Origin of the sequence: Haliea sp. (assembly GCF_040222615.1) — a bacterium.
Lineage (GTDB): Bacteria > Pseudomonadota > Gammaproteobacteria > Pseudomonadales > Halieaceae > Haliea.
Genome location: NZ_JAVKCQ010000063.1, coordinates 31684 through 50062, shown reverse-complemented (window position 1 = coordinate 50062; position 18379 = coordinate 31684). Strand labels below are relative to the sequence as shown.

At 64.6% G+C, this 18379-nt stretch carries 21 protein-coding genes; 12 read left to right on the top strand and 9 right to left on the bottom strand.

All coding sequences use genetic code 11. The features are described 5' to 3' along the window. From RJQ10_RS05450 to RJQ10_RS05440, 3 genes are all read right to left on the bottom strand, one after another. On the bottom strand, positions 1 to 644 hold a 644-nt coding region (locus tag RJQ10_RS05450; RefSeq protein ID WP_350144417.1), incomplete at its 3' end, for an ATP cone domain-containing protein. A gap of 290 nt (positions 645 to 934) precedes the next feature. Next, positions 935 to 1846: an ornithine carbamoyltransferase gene (argF, locus tag RJQ10_RS05445; protein ID WP_350144415.1), complete on the bottom strand. Its 912-nt coding sequence runs from the start codon at positions 1844 to 1846 to the stop codon at positions 935 to 937. 32 nt (positions 1847 to 1878) lie between these two features. Next, a complete protein-coding gene (locus RJQ10_RS05440; RefSeq protein WP_502880216.1) occupies positions 1879 to 3051 on the bottom strand; it encodes an aspartate aminotransferase family protein in 1173 nt (390 codons plus the stop codon). A 255-nt stretch (positions 3052 to 3306) separates the two neighbouring features. Here RJQ10_RS05440 and grxD point away from each other — a divergent pair, with 255 nt between their 5' ends. Next, positions 3307 to 3636: a Grx4 family monothiol glutaredoxin gene (gene grxD, locus RJQ10_RS05435; protein ID WP_350144411.1), complete on the top strand. Its 330-nt coding sequence runs from the start codon at positions 3307 to 3309 to the stop codon at positions 3634 to 3636. Positions 3637 to 3651: 15 nt separating this feature from the next. On the opposite strand, the gene bfr is transcribed toward grxD, so the two are convergent. The 3 genes from bfr to RJQ10_RS05420 form a co-directional block, all read right to left on the bottom strand. Continuing rightward, positions 3652 to 4134, bottom strand: a complete 483-nt coding sequence (gene bfr, locus RJQ10_RS05430; RefSeq protein WP_350144409.1) for a bacterioferritin — start codon at positions 4132 to 4134, stop codon at positions 3652 to 3654. Positions 4135 to 4229: 95 nt separating this feature from the next. Further along, entirely contained in the window at positions 4230 to 4433 is a 204-nt protein-coding gene (locus tag RJQ10_RS05425; RefSeq protein ID WP_350144407.1) for a bacterioferritin-associated ferredoxin, read from the bottom strand. 79 nt (positions 4434 to 4512) lie between these two features. Next, entirely contained in the window at positions 4513 to 5151 is a 639-nt protein-coding gene (locus tag RJQ10_RS05420; protein WP_350144405.1) for a 2-hydroxychromene-2-carboxylate isomerase, read from the bottom strand. An 87-nt stretch (positions 5152 to 5238) separates the two neighbouring features. On the opposite strand from RJQ10_RS05420, the gene RJQ10_RS05415 reads away from it, so the two are divergent. The 11 genes from RJQ10_RS05415 to lipB are packed head-to-tail and all read left to right on the top strand — an operon-like array spanning position 5239 to position 15014. Next, a complete protein-coding gene (locus RJQ10_RS05415; RefSeq protein ID WP_350144403.1) occupies positions 5239 to 6495 on the top strand; it encodes a glutamate-5-semialdehyde dehydrogenase in 1257 nt (418 codons plus the stop codon). Then, entirely contained in the window at positions 6492 to 7166 is a 675-nt protein-coding gene (gene nadD / locus RJQ10_RS05410) for a nicotinate-nucleotide adenylyltransferase (protein WP_350144401.1), read from the top strand. Before RJQ10_RS05415 ends, nadD begins: the two co-directional genes overlap by 4 nt. Positions 7167 to 7189: 23 nt before the next feature. After that, positions 7190 to 7525: a ribosome silencing factor gene (gene rsfS / locus RJQ10_RS05405; RefSeq protein ID WP_350144399.1), complete on the top strand. Its 336-nt coding sequence runs from the start codon at positions 7190 to 7192 to the stop codon at positions 7523 to 7525. After that, positions 7525 to 7995: a 23S rRNA (pseudouridine(1915)-N(3))-methyltransferase RlmH gene (rlmH, locus tag RJQ10_RS05400; protein WP_350144397.1), complete on the top strand. Its 471-nt coding sequence runs from the start codon at positions 7525 to 7527 to the stop codon at positions 7993 to 7995. The genes rsfS and rlmH overlap by 1 nt, the downstream gene beginning before the upstream one ends. 40 nt (positions 7996 to 8035) lie before the next feature. Then, a complete protein-coding gene (gene mrdA / locus RJQ10_RS05395) occupies positions 8036 to 9889 on the top strand; it encodes a penicillin-binding protein 2 (RefSeq protein WP_350144395.1) in 1854 nt (617 codons plus the stop codon). Continuing rightward, on the top strand, positions 9882 to 11027 hold the full coding sequence (rodA, locus tag RJQ10_RS05390) for a rod shape-determining protein RodA (protein WP_350144393.1): 1146 nt from the start codon (positions 9882 to 9884) through the stop codon (positions 11025 to 11027). Before mrdA ends, rodA begins: the two co-directional genes overlap by 8 nt. A gap of 47 nt (positions 11028 to 11074) precedes the next feature. Continuing rightward, positions 11075 to 12055 carry a lytic murein transglycosylase B gene (mltB, locus tag RJQ10_RS05385; protein ID WP_350144391.1) on the top strand — a complete coding sequence of 327 codons (981 nt, stop codon included), beginning with the start codon at positions 11075 to 11077 and terminating at the stop codon, positions 12053 to 12055. After that, entirely contained in the window at positions 12052 to 12873 is an 822-nt protein-coding gene (locus RJQ10_RS05380; protein WP_350144389.1) for a septal ring lytic transglycosylase RlpA family protein, read from the top strand. The genes mltB and RJQ10_RS05380 overlap by 4 nt, the downstream gene beginning before the upstream one ends. Before the next feature lie 49 nt (positions 12874 to 12922). Then, positions 12923 to 14098 (top strand): D-alanyl-D-alanine carboxypeptidase family protein, encoded by a 1176-nt coding sequence (locus RJQ10_RS05375; RefSeq protein WP_350144387.1) that lies wholly within the window; start codon positions 12923 to 12925, stop codon positions 14096 to 14098. Positions 14099 to 14110: 12 nt separating this feature from the next. Beyond that, the gene (locus tag RJQ10_RS05370) at positions 14111 to 14380 is read left to right on the top strand and encodes a YbeD family protein (protein WP_350144385.1); all 270 of its coding nucleotides are present in this window, start codon (positions 14111 to 14113) and stop codon (positions 14378 to 14380) included. Positions 14381 to 14384: 4 nt separating this feature from the next. After that, complete coding sequence (gene lipB / locus RJQ10_RS05365) at positions 14385 to 15014, top strand: lipoyl(octanoyl) transferase LipB (protein WP_350144383.1); 630 nt, start codon at positions 14385 to 14387, stop codon at positions 15012 to 15014. Here lipB and RJQ10_RS05360 read toward each other — a convergent pair. From RJQ10_RS05360 to RJQ10_RS05350, 3 genes are read right to left on the bottom strand one after another with little or no spacing between them, the layout of a single operon-like run. After that, on the bottom strand, positions 15004 to 16260 hold the full coding sequence (locus tag RJQ10_RS05360) for a cytochrome P450 (protein WP_350144381.1): 1257 nt from the start codon (positions 16258 to 16260) through the stop codon (positions 15004 to 15006). The two genes, lipB and RJQ10_RS05360, sit on opposite strands and share 11 nt — an antisense overlap. Before the next feature lie 46 nt (positions 16261 to 16306). Then, on the bottom strand, positions 16307 to 17209 hold the full coding sequence (locus RJQ10_RS05355) for an MBL fold metallo-hydrolase (protein ID WP_350144379.1): 903 nt from the start codon (positions 17207 to 17209) through the stop codon (positions 16307 to 16309). 41 nt (positions 17210 to 17250) lie between these two features. After that, complete coding sequence (locus tag RJQ10_RS05350) at positions 17251 to 18264, bottom strand: LLM class flavin-dependent oxidoreductase (protein WP_502880215.1); 1014 nt, start codon at positions 18262 to 18264, stop codon at positions 17251 to 17253. Positions 18265 to 18379: the final 115 nt, after the last annotated feature.

The window sequence follows — 18379 nt, the reverse complement described above, 5'->3', positions numbered from 1 at the left end:
GTGCGGGCCGTGATGACCAGTGACGTCGAGAGTTCAGCGGCGGTGACGCCATCGTAGAGGTTGCGCAGGGCCTCGTCGATGATCTGGCTGCTGCTGACATCCGCCAGCCCGGTGCAGGCCTCGGTGACGATGGTGTGCAGGCGCTCCAGGTCCAGGGGGGCGCGGCTGCCGTCCAGCTGCACCACGCTGATACTGCCGGCGGCCTCCTGGGCGGCCGGGGAGAGCGCCTTGCGGGCCGCGCGCTTGCGGGCCTGCTCTTCGCGGTAGATGACGTAGTCGCGGGCGATCTTGTGCTCGCCGGCGCGCATCAGGGCCAGTTCCACCTGGTCCTGGATATCCTCGATGTGCACGGTGCCGCCGGATGGCATGCGCCGGCGGAAGGTGTTGGCGACCTGGTCGGTCAGCTTGGCGACGGTTTCATGGATGCGGGTTGAGGCGGCAGCGGTGCCCCCCTCAACGGCGAGGAAAGCCTTGGTGATCGCCACCGAGATCTTGCTCTCCTCAAAGGGCACCACAGTGCCGTTGCGCTTGATAACCCGCAGCTGGCCCGGGGCGGTGGCGGCAATGCTGCCTGAGACCGGGTGCACATCGGGAGTGGAACGGCTGGATTGGGGGCCGTTGGCGGGGGTGGTATCTGTTTGCATGGCAACTCCAAAAAAGGTGGTGCTGGAGGCATTTTTGTTGTTCAGACCCCACATCTTGGGGTAGACAGCGATGACGCACACAAGATAATGCGGCTGCAGGGACAATGCAAGGCCGCAAGTCTGGGTTTATGTTGTGGATAAGATGTTCGTGGATTGGTAGGTCCGTACCCACTTACCCGGGAGGCCGCTACGGGGTTGGAGCGGCCCCCGACGACGGCCGGTCGAGGGTGTTGCCTGCTCTATACTGAATAATTTCTTCTAAGAATTTGGCAGGATAGATGCGGCGGTTATTAGCGGTTCTGAAGCAGGAATTCCATCAGCGCTTTTTGCGCGTGCAAGCGGTTTTCCGCCTCGTCCCAGATCACCGTGTCGGCCGCATCCATCAACCCGGCGCTGATTTCCTCGCCCCGGTGGGCAGGCAGGCAGTGCATGTAAAGGGCGTCGCTTGCCGCGTGGGCCATCAGTGCCTCGTTGACCTGGTAGGGAGCAAACTGGCGGGCGCGGGTTTTCTGCTCCGCTTCCTGGCCCATGGAGGCCCAGACATCGGTGACCACGAGGTCTGCGCCGCGTACCGCCGTCACCGGGTCGTGGGTCAGCTCGACCCGGTCGCGGTTGGCCGCCAGCAGTTCGGATCTGGGCTCAAAACCCGGTGGGCAGGCGATGCGCAGCTGGAAGTCGAACTGGCGGGCGGCGTTGATGTAGGACTGGCACATATTGTTGCCGTCCCCGACCCAGCAGGCGGTCTTGCCCGCCACCGGGCCGCGGTGCTCGGTCCAGGTCTGGATATCCGCCAGCAACTGGCAGGGATGGAAGTCGTCGGTCAGGGCGTTGATCACCGGCACCGAGGAGCAGGCGGCGAAGCGCTCGACAATGTCGTGGCCAAAGGTCCGGATCATCACGATGTCGACCATTGAGGAAATGACCCGGGCGCTGTCTTCTATCGGCTCGCCGCGGCCGAGCTGGGTGTCCTGGGGCGAGAGGAACATGGCGTGTCCGCCCAGTTGCGCCATGCCGGCTTCAAAGGAGACCCGGGTACGGGTGGATGACTTGGCGAAAATCATCCCCAGTACCTTGCCGGGAAAGCGACGCTGGTCGTCGCCGGCCCGGTGGGCGCGCTTCATCTCCGAGGCGCGGGTGATCAGCCCCTGCAGCTCGGCAGGGCTGAAGTCCAGAAGGGTGAGAAAGTGCCGTGGTGAAGCCATGGAGAGTTCCTGCGGAAAGGTGCTTGGGGACCTCAGTCGAAGTCCCGGATCAGGTTGACAAGGCCTGCGGCCAGTTCATCGAGCTCCGCATCGCTGCAGATCAGCGGCGGCAGCAGGCGGATGGTGTTGCCGGCGGTAACATTGATCAGCAGGCCCGCTGCCAGCGCTTTCGCCACCAGCTCGCCGCAGTCGCGGTGCAGTTGTACGCCGATCATCAGGCCGCGGCCGCGGATCTCGACCAGCCCCGGATAGCCGGCGAGGCCGTCCTGCAGGTGCTGGCGCAGCCGTGCTCCTGCCTCGGTGGCGCGCGGGGCGAGCTGCTCGTTGACAACCGTGTTGACCACGGCCAGGCCCGCGGCGCAGGCCAGCGGGTTGCCGCCATAGGTAGAGCCGTGATTGCCGGCGGCGAACACCGTTGCCGCAGGACCCCGCGCCAGGCAGGCGCCGATGGGTACGCCATTGCCCAGGCCCTTGGCGGTGGTGATAACCTCCGGCACAATCGCCATGCCCTGGCAGGCGAAATAGTGCCCGGCCCGGCCATTGCCGCACTGTACCTCGTCGAGCATCAGCAGCCACTGGTGCTGGTCGCACAGCGCGCGCAGACCCTGCATGAACTGCGGATCCGCGACCCGGATACCGCCTTCGCCCTGGATCGGCTCGATCAATACGGCGACCACGTCCGGGTTGTTGGCGGCGATATGCCGCAGGCTTTCCAGGTCGTTCAGGGGCGCCCGGGTAAAGCCGCTCACCAGGGGCTCGAACCCGGCCTGGATCTTGCGATTGCCGGTGGCGCTCAGGGTGGCGAGGGTGCGGCCGTGAAACGCGTTCTCGAAGACGATGATGGTGGGCTTCCCGATTCCGCGCTGATGGCCGTACAGCCGCGCCAGCTTGATCGCGGCCTCGTTGGCCTCCGCCCCGGAGTTGCAGAAGAACGCCGTCTCCATCCCGGATACAGCCGTCAGCGCATCGGCCAGCGCCTCCTGGGCGGCGATGTGGTACAGGTTGGAGGTGTGCAGCAGTCGGCTGGCCTGTTCGCAGATTGCTGCGGTCACCGCCGGATGGGCGTGGCCCAGGTTGGTCACGCTGATGCCGGACAGCGCGTCGAGGTAGCGACGGCCCTCGGTATCGAACAGATAGGCACCCTCGCCGTGACTGAAAGTCACGGGCAGCCTGGCATAGGTTTGCATCAACGCGGACACCGGCACATTCTCCCTGGTGCGAAGGCCCGGATGCCGGGCCCTGAAACGCAAAAAGGCAGCGCTAGCTGCCTGTCAGGAGGAGGATGATAGCGGTATCCCGGGCCGTTGGCAATTCACGCTCTGCCCCCGGGGCCCGGACCCGGCGCGCTGCGGCGGCTCACCCGTCGGCACCCGGCGCCCCTGTGTTTTCCCCCAGATTCAGGTAAACTTTCGCCCTCAGTTCTGGTCCAACGACCACCCACGACAAAGGCCTGCATTTACATGGATATCATCGACACCATTAAGGAACAGATAGAAAGCAACGGCATCCTGCTGTACATGAAGGGCTCGCCCAACCAGCCCCAGTGCGGCTTTTCCGCCCAGACCGTGCAGGCGCTGATGGCCTGCGGGGAGCGCTTTGCCTACGTCGATATCCTGGCCAACCCGGATATCCGCGCCAACCTGCCGAAATACGCCAACTGGCCGACGTTTCCCCAGCTGTGGATCAACGGCGAGTTGATCGGTGGCTGCGATATCGTTACCGAGATGTTCGCCAGTGGCGAACTGCAGACGCTGGTAAAGGAAGCCGCGGCCGCGCAGAGCGCGGGCTGAACAGGATGCACTCGGTCAGTCGGGCTTGACCGTGTGCATCGCGGTCTGCTGGTAGTTCTCCAGGCCGATTCTCTCGATCAGGCCCAGCTGGGTCTCCAGCCAGTCAATGTGCTCTTCCTCGCTTGCCAGGATATCTGCCAGCAAGTCTCTCGAGGCATAGTCGCCCACGGCTTCGCAGTGGGCGATGGCGTCCTTGAGGTCCTGGTGGCCAAGGTGCTCCAGCTTCAGGTCGCAGCGCAGGACCTCCGCCGTATTCTCCCCGATCAACAGCTTGCCCAGGTCCTGCAGGTTGGGCAGCCCCTCCAGGAACAGTATGCGCTGGATCAGCCGGTCCGCGTGCTTCATCTCGTCGATGGACTCGTGGTACTCGTGGTCCGCCAGTTCCTGCAGGCCCCAGTCGCGGTACATGCGCGAGTGCAGGAAATACTGGTTGATGGCAACCAGTTCGTTGCCAAGTATGCGGTTGAGGTGCTCGATAACCTGGGGATCGCCTTTCACATTGAACCTCCGCGGGGTGTGAAGCTGTGGCGCCAAGCTTGCAGGGATGGCCGGGTGCAGTCAACCGCGGCGTGGCCGCGCCAGTGCCGGCGCGCTCAACCGGCGGCGTAGTAGAGTGCGGGCTGGGGCGGCTGCTCGCGCAGGGACTCATGCAGTATGTCCGCGGCCAGGGCGCTGCACTTGCCGCAGCGGCTGGCGACCCCGAGGCAATCGCGCAGTTCATCGACCGAGCTGGCGCCCTCGCGGGCCGCGGCCCGAATCTGGTGGTCTGTCACGCCCCTGCAGACACATACATACATAGTCTGGCTACCTGTCAATTGAGAGTTCGGTCAGCCTAATGCTAATGAGAACCATTGTCAACAATTGCCGGATCGGCGGTCATGCCCGGCTCGTGGTGGCGAGCAGCTGCTGCAGCCGGTATTCCACCAGCGGCAGGCGGTCGTTACCGAAGTACATGTCGTCACCGTTGATAAACAGGGTAGGGGAGCCGTAGCCGCCCCTTGTCACCAGCTCGTCGGTGTTCGCGCGCAGCCTGTCCTTGTAGTCCTGGTCGGTGGTCGCTGCCAGCAGCGCCTCGGGTTCCAGTCCGACGCTGCCGGCGATGGCCGCCAGCTCGTCTGGCTGGGAAATATCCCGGTTGTCGCCCCAGTAGGCCGCAAATACTGCCGCCGACCAGGGTTCCAGCAGGCCCCGGTCGGCGGCGAACAGCGCGCCGCGCATGGCCCGGGCCGAGTTGACCGGGAACACGTCCGGGTGGCTGATCCGCAGGCCGCAGAATTCCGCCCAGTCGGCGAGGTCCTTCTGGTAGTGTCGCAGCCTTCGCGGGTTGCTGAACATGCCTTCCCGGGCCGCGTAGAGCTCCTTGTTGACGGCGTTGAACACCCCGCCGACCAGGATTGGGCGCCATCTGACCGGTACCCCGAGGCGGGCGCTCAGGGGCCGCAGGCGGCTGAAGGCGAGGTAGGTCCAGGGGCTGGAACAATCGTAGAAGCATTCGAGGACGGGCGTGGGGTGCATGGCGGCTCCGGCGTTTTGGCGCAGAGTAGCACACGTCCGACGCCCTTCAGGTATAATCGCCGTTTGTCTCGGGGCCGGAAAGCAGGAATGAGTGTAGAGCAGTACATGCAGGATCTGGGTCGCGCCGCCCGCGCCGCCTCCCGGCAGGTCGCGGCGTCCTCCACGGCCCAGCGCAATGCCGCCCTGCTGGCCACCTGTGCGGCGCTGGATGAGTCCCGCGCCGAGCTGGCTGCTGCCAACGCCGAAGATCTCGCCCGCGGTCGCCAACGCGGTCTCGATGCCGCCCTCCTGGACCGTCTGGAACTGACTCCCGCGGCCATCGACGGCATGCTCGCCGGGCTGCGCCAGGTGGCGGCCCTTGCGGATCCGGTGGGCAGCATCAGCGATGTCAACACCATGCCCAGTGGTATCCAGGTAGGGCGGATGCGGGTGCCGCTGGGCGTGATCGGTATCATCTACGAATCCCGTCCCAACGTGACCGTGGAGGCTGCCAGCCTGTGCCTGAAGTCGGGCAACGCCACGATTCTCCGCGGCGGCTCCGAGGCCCTGGCCTCCAATGCCGCCATAGCCGGCTGCATAACCCGGGGTCTGGAGTCCGCGGGCCTGCCTGCCGCGGCAGTGCAGGTGGTCGCCACCGCCGATCGCGCCGCGGTCGGGGCTCTCATCACCATGCCCGAGTATGTCGATGTCATCGTCCCCCGGGGTGGCAAGGGCCTTATCGAGCGCATCAGTCGCGATGCCCGGGTGCCGGTAATCAAGCACCTGGACGGTGTCTGCCATGTCTATATTGATGCCGGTGCCGATCATGTCATGGCGCTGGAGATCGCGGTCAACGCCAAGACCCAGCGCTATGGTACCTGTAACACCATGGAGACCCTGCTGGTCGCGGCGGCGGAGGCTGGCACGCTGCTGCCGCAGCTGGCGGCGGCGTTCGCGGCCAAAGGAGTCGAGCTGCGTGGCTGTGAGCGCAGCCGGGAGTTGCTGCCCGACATCACCGCGGCTACGGAGCAGGACTGGCACGAGGAATACCTGGCGCCGGTACTGGCCCTGCGGGTGGTGGACGACCTGGACGCAGCGATCGCCCATATCAACCACTACGGCTCGCAGCACACGGACAGTATCGTGACCCGCGACCACGGCAATGCCATGCGCTTCCTGCGGGAAGTGGATTCCAGTTCGGTGATGGTCAACGCGTCGACACGTTTCGCGGACGGCTTCGAGTACGGCCTCGGGGCGGAAATCGGCATTTCCACCGACAAACTCCACGCCCGCGGTCCGGTGGGTCTCGAGGGCCTGACTTCCCGCAAGTATGTTGTCTTTGGTGAGGGGCAGGTTCGCCGTTGAGTGCCAACGCGGCAACAGCCAGCCCCGTGGCCGTCCTCGGCGGCACCTTCAACCCCATCCACAACGGCCATCTGCGCTCGGCCCTGGAGCTGGTCGAGATGCTGGGTCTGGAGCGCCTCCACCTGATGCCTGCCGCCAACCCGCCGCATCGACCCGCGCCGGCCTGTCCTGCGGAGTGCCGTGCGGACATGGTGGAGCTGGCGGTGGCCGGCGAGCCGCGCCTGGTCTGCGATCGACGGGAGCTGGACCGCAGCGGTCCATCCTGGACCATCGACAGCCTTGCGGGTTTGCGCCACGACTATGGCCCCGCGCGCAGCCTGGGTATGGTGCTGGGTTGCGATGCCCTGCTGGGGCTGGCTGGATGGCACCGCTGGCAGGCCCTGCTGGATTACGCCCACGTTATCGTGATAGCCCGCCCGGGCTGGCAGCTGCCCGCTGCCGGCCCGGTGGCGGACTGGCTGGCGGCGCACCGGGTGGAGTCTGCGGGCGCCCTGCGCGCGCGGCCCGCCGGCGGGGTCCTGATGCTGGAGCTGCGGCCGCTGGATATTTCCGCCACCGATATCCGGGCCCTGTGCCGGGCGGGGCGGTCCGCGCGTTACCTGCTGCCAGAGCCCGTACTGGACTATATTGAAACCCGTCAGCTGTACCGCGATACGGCTGACAACAACTGAACCCCTGGAGAGAACCCGACCGGATGCAAGCCGAAGCCCTGAAAGAACTTGTTGTTGCCGCCCTTGAAGATATCAAGGGGGTCAACATCGTAACCCTCGATGTCCGCCAGCTGACCGATGTCATGGACTACCTGGTCATCGCCAGCGGTACGTCCAACCGGCACGTGAAATCGCTGGCCGACCATGTTGCCATGGAAGCCAAGAAAGAAGGCGTTCGCCCCCTTGGCGTGGAGGGTGAGAACCCCGGCGAATGGGTCCTGGTGGACTTCGGTGATGTCGTGGTGCATGTCATGCTTCCCGCGACGCGAGACTTCTATGACCTCGAGCGACTCTGGGTCGATACCGGCCAGGAGTCCTGATGCGGCTGACGGTCATTACCGTTGGCGGCAAGATGCCGGCCTGGGTGGGCGAGGGCGTGGCTGAATACAGCAAGCGCCTGCCCAGGGAAATCCGCCTGCAGTGGCGCGAACTGCCGCTGGCCCACCGGGGCCGGGACAGCAAGCCGGAACAGCTGCGGGAACGGGAGGGTGAGCAGATCGTCAAGGCGCTGCCCGCTGGAGACCAGGTCATCGCCCTGGATGTTCGCGGCGAAAGCTGGAGCACGGAGCAGCTGGCGGAACGTCTGGCGGGCTGGCAGATGGGCGGCGACAACGTCAGCCTGCTGATTGGCGGGCCGGATGGTCTCTCCCCGGCCTGTCTCGCGCTCGCCCGGCAGCGCTGGTCACTGAGTGCGCTGACCCTGCCACACCCCCTGGTGCGGGTGTTGCTCGCGGAACAGCTGTATCGCGCTTGGACAATCACTGCCGGGCACCCGTATCATCGCGCCTGACGCGCGCCCAGACCAGTAATCGCGCAGGCGACGGTAGCAGATGCCACAACACATCCCACTCAAGGACCCCAGCGGCGATATCCGGATCTTCGGTGCCCGCACGGTGCTCTCCGTGCTGGTGGTGCTGGCCCTGCTGGCATCCCTGCTGGCGCGCTACTACGACCTGCAGATCAACGACTACGAGATCTACCGCACCCAATCGGAGCGCAACCGGGTGCAGCTGCAGCCGTTGCCGCCAAAACGGGGCCTGATCTACGACCGCAACGGGGTGCTGTTGGCGGACAACCGGCCCAGCCACATCCTCTCGGTCGTGCGCGAGCGGGTCGAGGACCTCGACGCCACTCTGGACGAGCTCCAGGCCCTGGTGCCCATCTCCGACGCAGACCTGGAGAATTTCCAGTTGAAGCTGCAGCGACGCCGGCCCTACGAGGCCGTGCCGCTGCGATTCCGGCTGACCGAAGAGGAAAGGGCGCTGCTGGCGGTGAACCGGCACCGCATGCCCGGTGTCACAGTGGATGCGCAGCTGGTGCGCCATTACCCCTATGGCGAGTTGTTCTCCCACGCTGTGGGGTATGTCGGGCGCATTAATGAACAGGAGGCGCAGGAGCTGGACGAGCGCAACTACCGCGGCACTTTTCATGTCGGCAAGGTCGGTGTGGAGAAATTCTACGAGGACCTGCTGCACGGTGAGGTGGGTTACCAGAACGTGGAAACCAATGCCCACGGGCGGGTGCTGCGGGTGCTTGAGCGCTATGACCCGGTTCCGGGCGGCGATATCAGCCTGCACCTCGACTTCGGTCTGCAGCAGACAGCCTTCGATGCCCTCGGTGACCAGCGCGGGGCGGTGGTCGCCATCGATCCCCTCACCGGCGGCGTGCTGGCGATGGTCTCCACTCCCGGCTTCGATACCAATCTGTTCGTCAACGGCATCAGCGGGGCTGATTACGGCGCCCTGCGCGACTCCCTTGATGTGCCCCTGTTCAACCGGGCGGTGCAGGGCCAGTATCCCCCCGGTTCCACCATCAAGCCGATGATGGCGATGGCGGGGCTGAAGTCAGGATTGGTGACGCCGGAAAGCACCGTACCCGATCCCGGCTGGTACAGCCTTCCCGGCGACTCGCGCCGCTACCGGGACTGGATACTGAAAATCCGCGGTACCGGACACGCCGCGCGGGTGGATATGCACATGGCGGTCGCGGAGTCCTGTGACGTCTACTTCTACGACCTCGCCCGGCGCCTGACGATCGACCGCATGCATGAGTATCTGTCTGCCTACGGGCTGGGCAGCCGCACTGGTGTCGACACCACCAACGAGCGAGCCGGTGTGCTGCCCTCGACCCGCTGGAAGCGGGAGGCCATGAACCAGCCCTGGTACCCGGGCGAGACGCTGAGTGCCGGCATCGGTCAGGGCTACATGCTGGCGACACCGATGCAACTGGCGGTAGCCGCCTCAGTGCTGGCAACCCGGGGTGAACACCGGGCGCCGCGCCTGGTGCGCTTGATCGGCGATGAACCGCAGGAGGCGCCCGTGCTGGATACCCTGGAGGCCACGTCCGAGCAGTGGGATGCGGTGCACGAATCCATGCGCGCCGTGGTCCATAGCGCTCGCGGAACTGCCCGCAAGATCGGCGAGGGCATGCGCTATGAAATGGCTAGCAAGACCGGTACCTCGCAGGTGATCGGCATTGCACAGGGCGCAATTTATGTCGAGGCCGAGGTTGCCGAGCGCCATCGCAACCACGGCCTGTTTATCGCCTTTGCCCCCTATGAGGCGCCGACCATCGCGGTGGCGGTGATTGTGGAGAACGGTGGCGGGGCCTCGGCGGCATCGCCCATTGCCCGCGCTGTACTGGACGCCTGGCTGCTGGCGGGAGACGAGGTTGCCGATGGGTGACTATGTTCGCCGGTTGCAACTCCCCGGCGACAGCGCCGACCTGTCTCGTCGTTCGCCGCTGGCGCTGCGCCTGCACGTGGATATTCCGCTGCTGTTGTTGCTGTTGGCGCTGACCGGGTTCGGCCTGGTGGTGCTCTACAGCGCGTCGGGCAAGCAGCTGGGAGCTGTCATCCGCCAGGGGCAGTATTTTCTCCTCGCCTACGGCGTGATGTTTGTCGCGGCCCAGATCGATCTGCAGCGCTATCGGCGCTGGGCCCCCTGGTTTTACCTGCTGGGCCTCGGCCTGCTGGTCGCGGTCATGTTTGTCGGCGTGGGGGCCAAGGGCGCCCAGCGCTGGCTGGAAATTGCGGGTTTCCGCTTCCAGCCCTCGGAGATCCTGAAGCTGGTGATGCCGCTGACAGTGGCCTGGTACCTCGCCTCCCGCTCCCTGCCGCCCAGGTTCAAGTATGTGCTGGCCTGTCTGTTGCTGGTGGGCTTGCCCTCGGTGCTGATTCTGCTGCAGCCCGATCTGGGGACCGCCTTGCTGATCGCGGCCAGCGGCCTGTTTGTGCTGTTCATCGCCGGTATCGGCTGGCGCTATATGGTGGGAGCTGTGGTACTGGCGGTACTGTCCGCCTGGCCGGTATGGATGTACGTTTTGAAAGATTACCAGAAGCAGCGCATCCTGACCCTGCTCAACCCGGAAAGCGACAAGCTCGGTGCGGGCTGGAACATCATTCAGTCCAAGACTGCCATTGGCTCCGGCGGTTGGGAGGGCAAGGGCTGGCTCAAGGGCACCCAGTCACAGCTGGATTTCCTGCCCGAAAGCCACACCGACTTCATCATTGCCGTGTTGGCGGAGGAGTTCGGACTGCGCGGGGTGCTGGTGTTGCTGTCGCTGTATCTGCTGATCGTCCTGCGCGGTTTCTGGATCGGCGTGAGTGCGAACAGCAACTTCGGGCGCATGGTCGCGGCCAGCCTGACGCTGACGTTTTTCGTCTATATCTTTGTTAACATGGGCATGGTGGCGGGCCTGCTGCCTGTTGTGGGGGTGCCGCTGCCCCTGGTGAGCGCAGGTGGTACCTCGATCGTTACCCTTATGGCGGGTTTTGGCGTGCTCATGGCCGTGTCCACCGCGGACACCGGCGGCCGCCGATGAGAAGTGAATACAGGGGTTTCCATGAGAGTCAGGGCATGATGACAGCGATGTTCAAACGGAGTCTGGGGGCATTGTGCCTGTGGTCGTTCGTGGCCTCGGCCGCGGCCGGGTACGGCGATCATGAGGGAGCCCGGGCGCTGGTCGATGAACTCGTGGCCGAGGACCGGGGGCTGGATCGGGAGCGACTGTTGCAGGTGCTGGCTCAGGCCGAGCGCCAGGAGCGCATTCTGGAGGCCATGTCGCGGCCTGCGGAACGGGTCAAGCCCTGGTACGAGTACCGGCAGATTTTCCTCACCGAGCAGCGCGAGGAGGAGGGGCTGGGGTTTTACGCGGCTCACCGCGAAACCTTCGCCCGGGCCGAGGCCGAATTCGGGGTGCCGGCGGAAATCATACTTGCCATCATCGGTGTGGAGACCTTCTACGGGCGCATCGCGGGCAGCTACCGGGTCATCGATGCGCTGGCGACGCTGGCGTTTGATTACCCCCGCCGCGCGGCCTTCTTCAGCAAGGAGCTCAAGAACTACCTTATCCTCACCGCGGAGCAGCAGCTGGATCCCCTGGCCATGATGGGATCCTATGCCGGCGCCATGGGCTACGGCCAGTTCATGCCCAGCAGCTACCGCGCCTATGCGGTGGATTTTGACAGCGACGGCGTTATCGATATCTGGAACAACCCGGTGGACGCCATCGGCAGTGTGGCCAATTATCTGCGCCGTCACGGCTGGCGCAGTGGCGAAACCATCGTCGTCGCCGCAGAGGCCGGCCCCGATGTGCCAGGGGACTGGTTCAACGCGGGTCTGGTCCCCACGCGCAGCGTGGCCGAGTTCAACGCGGCGGGCCTGCGCAGTGCACAGCCTCTGGATCCGCAGGCCCTGGCGACGGCTGTTCGCCTCGAACTGGAGGACGGCCATGAACACTGGCTGGGGCTGCACAATTTCTATGTCATCACGCGCTACAACCACAGCGCCATGTACGCCATGAGCGTGCACCAGCTGGGCCAGCGCCTGGCAGCGGGGATACAGCCGTGATCGCCCGCGGTCTGGTGCTGCTGGTGGCAGTGTCCCTGCTGGCGGTGGGCTGTGCGACCCGGCCGCCGGTGCCGGTCGAGCCCGGGGAGCCCCCGGTAGCGGAGCGGGATGTGAGCAAGGATGGCCCGCCCCTGCGCCATATTCGCCCGGAAGATGTCAAGGACGCGGTGCCCCGGCCGGACCCGATCCTCGCCCTGGGCAACCTGAGTCCCTATACCGTCCTTGGGGAGACCTATCACATACTTCCGAGCCTGGCCAATTACCGGGAGCGTGGCATTGCCTCCTGGTACGGCACCAAGTTCGACGGCCAGAAAACCTCCAACGGCGAGGTCTACGATATTTACTCGGCATCCGCCGCACACAAGACCCTGCCCATACCCTGCTATGCCCGGGTCACCAACCTGGAGAACGGCCGCAGTATCGTGGTGCGGGTCAATGACCGGGGACCGTTCCACAGCGATCGCCTGATCGACCTGTCCTACGGGGCTGCGGTCAAGCTCGGTTTCATGGAAGTGGGCACGGCACCGGTGGAAGTCGAGGTCATCAACCTGGCCGGAATCGATGACCGCCGTGGTACGCTGCTGGGCAGCTACCGTTTCGTGCAGCTGGGAGCCTTTGGCTCCGAATCATCCGCCCAGCGCCTGCGTGCGGAGCTGCAGTCGCTGGTGACATCGCCGGTCGCGGTGAGCCCGGTGGATACCGGCAGCGGGCTGTTGTACCGGGTGCGGATAGGACCGATGGAGACCAACGAGGAAATCCTGCTGGTGCAGCAGCGCCTCGAAGCCAGCGGCTATACGGGTACGCAGTTGCTGCCGTAGGGCGGCCCCGCCCCCATTTTTTTACCCACACATTGAGTCCATTGCAGTTATGAAACGTTTGTTGATCTCCACCCTGTTTGTTCTCGCTACCGCTGCCGCCACGCAGTCGTCCCTGGCCCAGTCCGCGATCATTCCCGCTCCGCCCCAGGTGGCCGCCGAGGCCTACCTGCTGGTGGATGCCCATACCGGAGCGGTATTGGTGGAGCACAATGCAGACGTACCCCGGCCGCCGGCGAGCCTGGTCAAGATGATGACCGCCTATGTGCTGGCGGGAGAGGTGGAGTCCGGCCGGGTGAGCGCCGACGATATGGTGACCGTCAGCCGCAATGCCTGGTCCCAGAACCCTGTGTTTGCCGGCTCCTCGCTGATGTGGATTGAGCCCGGCAAAGCGGTGTCCATCCGCGACCTGGAGCACGGCATCATCATCTCCTCGGGCAATGATGCCACCGTGGCGGTAGCCGAACACCTGGCTGGCAGCGAAGCCGCTTTTGCCGAAATGATGAACAGCTATGCCCAGGCCCTGGGCATGAGCAACTCACATTTCGTGAACTCCCACGGCCTGCCAGCGGACGGGCAGGTGGTCACCGCGCGCGACCTGGCGACCCTGGGCGCTGCGATGATCAACAATTTCCCCGAGCACTACGCGCTGTACAAGAAGCGCGAGTTCACCTACAACAATATTCGCCAGTACAACCGCAACTCCCTGCTGGGCGAAGACTCCAGTGTCGACGGTATCAAGACGGGCTATACCAGCGAGTCCGGCTACGGGCTGGTGGCCTCCGCAGAGCGCGAGGGCATGCGGCTGATATCGGTGGTGATGGGTACCCGCAGTCCCACCGTGCGCAAGAACGAAACCCGCGGCCTGCTGAACTACGGCTTCCGCTTCTTTGAAACCGCGGACCTGTTCGAACCGGAACAGGTGCTCGCCGAACCGCGCCTGTGGAAGGGAGTTCAGGGCAGCGTCGCCGTCGGTGTTCTCGAACCCGCAAAAGTGACCCTGCCGCGGGGCCAGCGCGAGCAGCTGCAGACCGATGTGGAGCTGTTGCCGACCTTAATCGCGCCGATCAGTCGCGGTGACGAGCTCGGTACCGTGCGCCTGTCACTGGACGGTGAAACCGTGTTTGACGCGCCGATAGTCGCCCTGGAGTCGGTGGAACAATCGGGTTTCTTTGCGCGCATCTGGGACAGCATCAAGATGTGGATCAGCAAACTGTTCAGTGTGTGAGGATGCCTGGTCGTGAGCGTTGAAGAACCGCCCAAGATCGAGTTTCCCTGCGACTACCCGATCAAGGTCCTGGGCCGCAGCTGCGGCGAATTCGAAACCCTGATTGTGGAGGTTTTCGAACGCCATGCGCCGGGTTTCGACCAGGAGTTGATTACCGTCAAGGGCAGCAGCAAGGGCACCTTTACATCCATGACCATCACTATCACCGCGACGGGGCCGGAGCAGCTCAAGGCCCTGCACGAGGACCTGATGGCGACGGGCATTGTCAACATGGTGATCTGAGGTCATGCAAGTGCTCTGCCGCCGGCTGCCCGGCGCAGCCGATTATGGCGCTACCTTCGAGGCCATGAAGCAGTTCACCGACAGCCGCTCCGATTCCACGCCAGACGAACTCTGGCTGCTGCAGCACCCGCGGGTGTTCACCCAGGGCCAGGCCGGCAAGGCCGAGCACGTCCTGGCCCCCGGTGATATCCCCGTGATCCAGGTGGATCGCGGCGGCCAGGTCACCTACCACGGGCCGGGCCAGTGGGTGCTGTACCTGCTGGTGGACCTGCGCCGGCGCAGCCTCGGCGTGCGCCAGCTGGTGACCCTGATCGAGGAGAGCCTTGTCGAATTGCTGGCGACCTATGACATTGCGGCGGCGCCACGCGCGGATGCCCCCGGTGTCTACGTCAACGGCGACAAGATTGCCTCGCTGGGCCTGCGGGTGCGCCGGGGCTGCAGCTATCACGGCCTCGCTCTCAACGTTGACCTGGACCTGGAACCGTTCCAGCGTATCAACCCCTGTGGCCACGAGGGCTTGCGGGTGACCTCCATGGCTGAACTTTTGCCCGGCACGGTGCTGGAGATGGAGGAGGTTGGGGAGCGCTTGCTGGGGGTGGTGGCGGCCAGGCTCGAGGCCATGATTACCAGCTGATATCCAGTCGCTCCAGGCCGCGAAACATGAAACCGGGGCGCCACCGGGGCCGCGCTGTATCGGTTCGCATGCCCGGCAGCCGCTCGGCGAGAGCCCGGAACGCAACGTCGCCCTCCAGGCGCGCCAGCTCCGCACCCACGCAAAAGTGGATTCCGCCGCCAAAGGCGAGATGGTGTGCACCCTCTCTTTCGATATCAAATTCATCCGGGCGCGGGAATACCGCGGGGTCGCGATTTCCTGCCGCCAGCACGGCGAGCACACGCTCGCCCGCCCTCACCGTCTGGCCGCCAACTTTTGTATCATGGAATGCCGTGCGGTAGGTGGCTATCAGGGAGCTCTCGTAGCGCAGTATCTCCTCCGTGGCGGCGGGCGCAAGATCCGGATGTTCGACCAGCTTGCGCCATTGCTCGGGGTGCCGGTGCAGGGTGAGTATGCCGTTGCCAATCATGTGCGCGGTGGTTTCAAACCCCGCACCGAACAGCGCGATGGCGACTGTGACCATTTCCCGCTCGGTGAGCTGACTGTCACCTTCACGCGCGTTGAGCAGGGCGGTGGCGAGGTCGTCCCGGGGTTGTATCCGCCGGCGCTCGAAGATGGATCGGAAAAACTCCTCCAGGAAGTCGATCTGGCGGTTTGCCAGCGCCAGCTCGAGGTCAGTCAGCGGGCGCATCTCCAGGACCAGGAACGAGTCGGCGATTGCCTGGTTGAGCTGGTCCAGCAGCGCATCGTCGGCTTCCTCCTCGTCGATCCCGAGCATGTGGCACATGACCAGGGTTGGCAGCCGGTAGGCAAAGTCGTGAATCAGTTCCATCCCCTGTCCAGCCGCAAACCGGTCCAGCAGGCGATGGGTGATGGTCTCGATCTCCGGCCGCATCTCCCTGACCCGCTTTACCGTCAGCGCCTTGGAGACCAGCCCCCGGATGCGGGTATGCCGCGGCGGGTCCTGATACACAAACACTTCCGACAGCCAGTGATAGGCGGAGTGGGCGAAGACATCGAAATCTGGCCCATAGTAGAGCTGGATATTGCGCGTGAAGTCTCCCTGGCCGAAGTTCTTGCGGTCGATAATGACCGAGCGCACATCGTCATGTCGGGTTGCTATCCAGAACCCGGCCTCGCTCCAGGCGAGGGGTTTACTGGCCCGCAAGCGGGAAAAAGCGCTGTGGGGATCGGCGATCAAGTCGGGATCGGTGGGGTCAAAATGTACGGCGGGACGCGCAGTGTGGGGGGCAGCATCGGTGTGCATGGGCCTGTCTCCTGTGATCAGGGTTTGGGGTGAGGGCCACTCGCTGTCAGGTCTGATTCCCGAAGCGGGGTCGGAAGCCGTCCCCGTGCACCTCCACCCACGCAAAGTGCGTGCCGCCGAAGTGCGCAGGCACCACGCGGGCGCCGGTCCTTGCAGCCCGAGCCAGGATCTGGCGGCGGCTGGACCTGGCTGCGGCCGGGTCTTCGCAGTACACGCTGTTCCAGTCCGGCTGAAATATTTGGGCAGGATGGTGCAGGATATCGCCCACGAACATGGCCTGCTCCCCGGCGCTGTCCAGGTTCAGGACCAGATGGCCGGGAGTGTGGCCCGGGTGCAGGGTCAGGGTTATCCCTGGTGCGACAACGTGTCCGTCCTCGACCAGATGTGCCTGCCCGGCATCAAGAATCGGTTGCACACTGTCTTCGAACACGTTGGCGTTCACCTGGGCACCTGTGGGTGAGGGGCGGGGGCCATCGGTAATGCCGGGATCCCAGTAGCTGCGGTCGATGCGCGGGAGCAGGTAGCGAGCGTTGGGAAATGTGGGGACCCACTGCCCATCCAGCAGCCGCGTATTCCACCCGACATGGTCAATATGCAGGTGCGAGCAGATCACGATATCGATGTTTTCTGGCTCGAAACCATCAGCGGCGAGATTGGCAAGGAATGGCGTGTCCAGCTCGCCAAACACGGGGATACCGGGACGATCCTTGTGGTTGCCGGCCCCTGTGTCGTAAAGGATGGTCAGTTCGCCGGCTGTGATAACCCAGCTCTGCAGAAACGCGTACAGGCTGTTGCTTTCCGGCCTGTAGCAAGAATGCGGTATCTGCCCGGCAAAGCCGGCAAACTCGCGAGCGTCGAAGCCGGCGAAGAGTTGCTCCGGGCTGGCGAACTCACCCTGCCACTCCTCGATGTTGTAGACTCTGAAATCGCCGTTGGTAAAGCTCAGCATGTCGTTTCTCCCGGGTTTGGTGGGTCTCTGACAGGGCGGTGTCAGTATCTGGTGACACCCATACGGCGCAGGATGGGAAGAATTTCCCTGCCAAAGCGCTGCAGGTCGCGTTCATAGTCTTGCAGCGTGACCATCACTGCATCGACCCCGCTGTGGTGAATTGCGCGCAGCTGTTCCGCCACCATCTCCGCATCTCCCAGCAATGGCAGGCCGCCACCGCTGGCGGCGATCATGTTGCCGGTGAACTCGTCGAAGGAGCCGCTGCCTGCGCTGATATCGTGCAGCCAGTTGTGGGTGGCTACTTCATCCTTCTGCTCGATGATGCGCTGCAGTTCAGCCAGCGCCTCGGCCTCGCTGTCGCGCCAGAGCAGAAATGGAAAAATGGCGGTCTTCACCCGGCGTCCCTGGGTCTCGGCCTGGGCCGAGATGGTGTCGACCAGTCCGGGCAGCGCTTCTATGCTGGCTCCCGACATGAAAGACCAGTCACAGAGGCGGGCAGTCATCGCCTGGGCGTCCGCCGAAACCCCGGCATTGGCGATTTCGGGCATGCGTGCCGGGCGCGGCAGTGAAACACCGTCGTTGATCGCGTACCAGTCCGAGCGGTGGTTCACAGGCTCCCCCCGCGTGTCCCAAAGCGCCCGCAGAATCTCGATGAAGGCCGAGGAGCGTTCATAGCGTCGGCCGTGCTCATCCAGGGTCAGCCCCATCATCCCGAATTCGCGCTGGCTCCAGCCGCTGACCACATTGAGTCCCCAGCGGTCGCCGCTCAAGTGGGCAAGTGTCGCACCTATCTTGGCGATGACCATCGGGTGGAACAGGGGAACGTGTACGGTGGAGAAAATCCTGATCCGTTGGGTTGCGCGCAGCAGCGCGGCAGCCCAGGTAGTGGTCTCCAGCGAAGTGCCAAGGTAGTTGGTGTCGCCGCCGAAGCCGCGCCAGCGGCTGACCGGGAACAGATAGTCGAATCCCAGGCTCTCGGCCAGCTGGGCTATGCGTTCGTTGTTCGCGTAATGCCACTGGTCGGCGACAACGCCGTGGGTTGAAATGGAAGGCATATTTGAGCAATTGGGCATGAACACGCCCAAAGCAAGCGGGTCGTTCCCGGCCATTGATTATCCTTGCACGAAACTGACAGATGGGATGCCGCCGCGGCTGCTGCCGCGGCGGGGC

What these genes read in the sequence shown, in the direction of transcription:
- argF (WP_350144415.1), bottom strand. Translation starts at nt 1,846, where the DNA reads ATGGCTTCACCACGGCACTTTCTCACCCTTCTGGACTTCAGCCCTGCC.
- grxD (WP_350144411.1), top strand. Translation starts at nt 3,307, where the DNA reads ATGGATATCATCGACACCATTAAGGAACAGATAGAAAGCAACGGCATC.
- RJQ10_RS05425 (WP_350144407.1), bottom strand. Translation starts at nt 4,433, where the DNA reads ATGTATGTATGTGTCTGCAGGGGCGTGACAGACCACCAGATTCGGGCC.
- RJQ10_RS05420 (WP_350144405.1), bottom strand. Translation starts at nt 5,151, where the DNA reads ATGCACCCCACGCCCGTCCTCGAATGCTTCTACGATTGTTCCAGCCCC.
- RJQ10_RS05415 (WP_350144403.1), top strand. Translation starts at nt 5,239, where the DNA reads ATGAGTGTAGAGCAGTACATGCAGGATCTGGGTCGCGCCGCCCGCGCC.
- rsfS (WP_350144399.1), top strand. Translation starts at nt 7,190, where the DNA reads ATGCAAGCCGAAGCCCTGAAAGAACTTGTTGTTGCCGCCCTTGAAGAT.
- rlmH (WP_350144397.1), top strand. Translation starts at nt 7,525, where the DNA reads ATGCGGCTGACGGTCATTACCGTTGGCGGCAAGATGCCGGCCTGGGTG.
- mrdA (WP_350144395.1), top strand. Translation starts at nt 8,036, where the DNA reads ATGCCACAACACATCCCACTCAAGGACCCCAGCGGCGATATCCGGATC.
- rodA (WP_350144393.1), top strand. Translation starts at nt 9,882, where the DNA reads ATGGGTGACTATGTTCGCCGGTTGCAACTCCCCGGCGACAGCGCCGAC.
- mltB (WP_350144391.1), top strand. Translation starts at nt 11,075, where the DNA reads ATGTTCAAACGGAGTCTGGGGGCATTGTGCCTGTGGTCGTTCGTGGCC.
- RJQ10_RS05375 (WP_350144387.1), top strand. Translation starts at nt 12,923, where the DNA reads ATGAAACGTTTGTTGATCTCCACCCTGTTTGTTCTCGCTACCGCTGCC.
- lipB (WP_350144383.1), top strand. Translation starts at nt 14,385, where the DNA reads ATGCAAGTGCTCTGCCGCCGGCTGCCCGGCGCAGCCGATTATGGCGCT.
- RJQ10_RS05360 (WP_350144381.1), bottom strand. Translation starts at nt 16,260, where the DNA reads ATGCACACCGATGCTGCCCCCCACACTGCGCGTCCCGCCGTACATTTT.
- RJQ10_RS05355 (WP_350144379.1), bottom strand. Translation starts at nt 17,209, where the DNA reads ATGCTGAGCTTTACCAACGGCGATTTCAGAGTCTACAACATCGAGGAG.
- RJQ10_RS05350 (WP_502880215.1), bottom strand. Translation starts at nt 18,264, where the DNA reads ATGCCTTCCATTTCAACCCACGGCGTTGTCGCCGACCAGTGGCATTAC.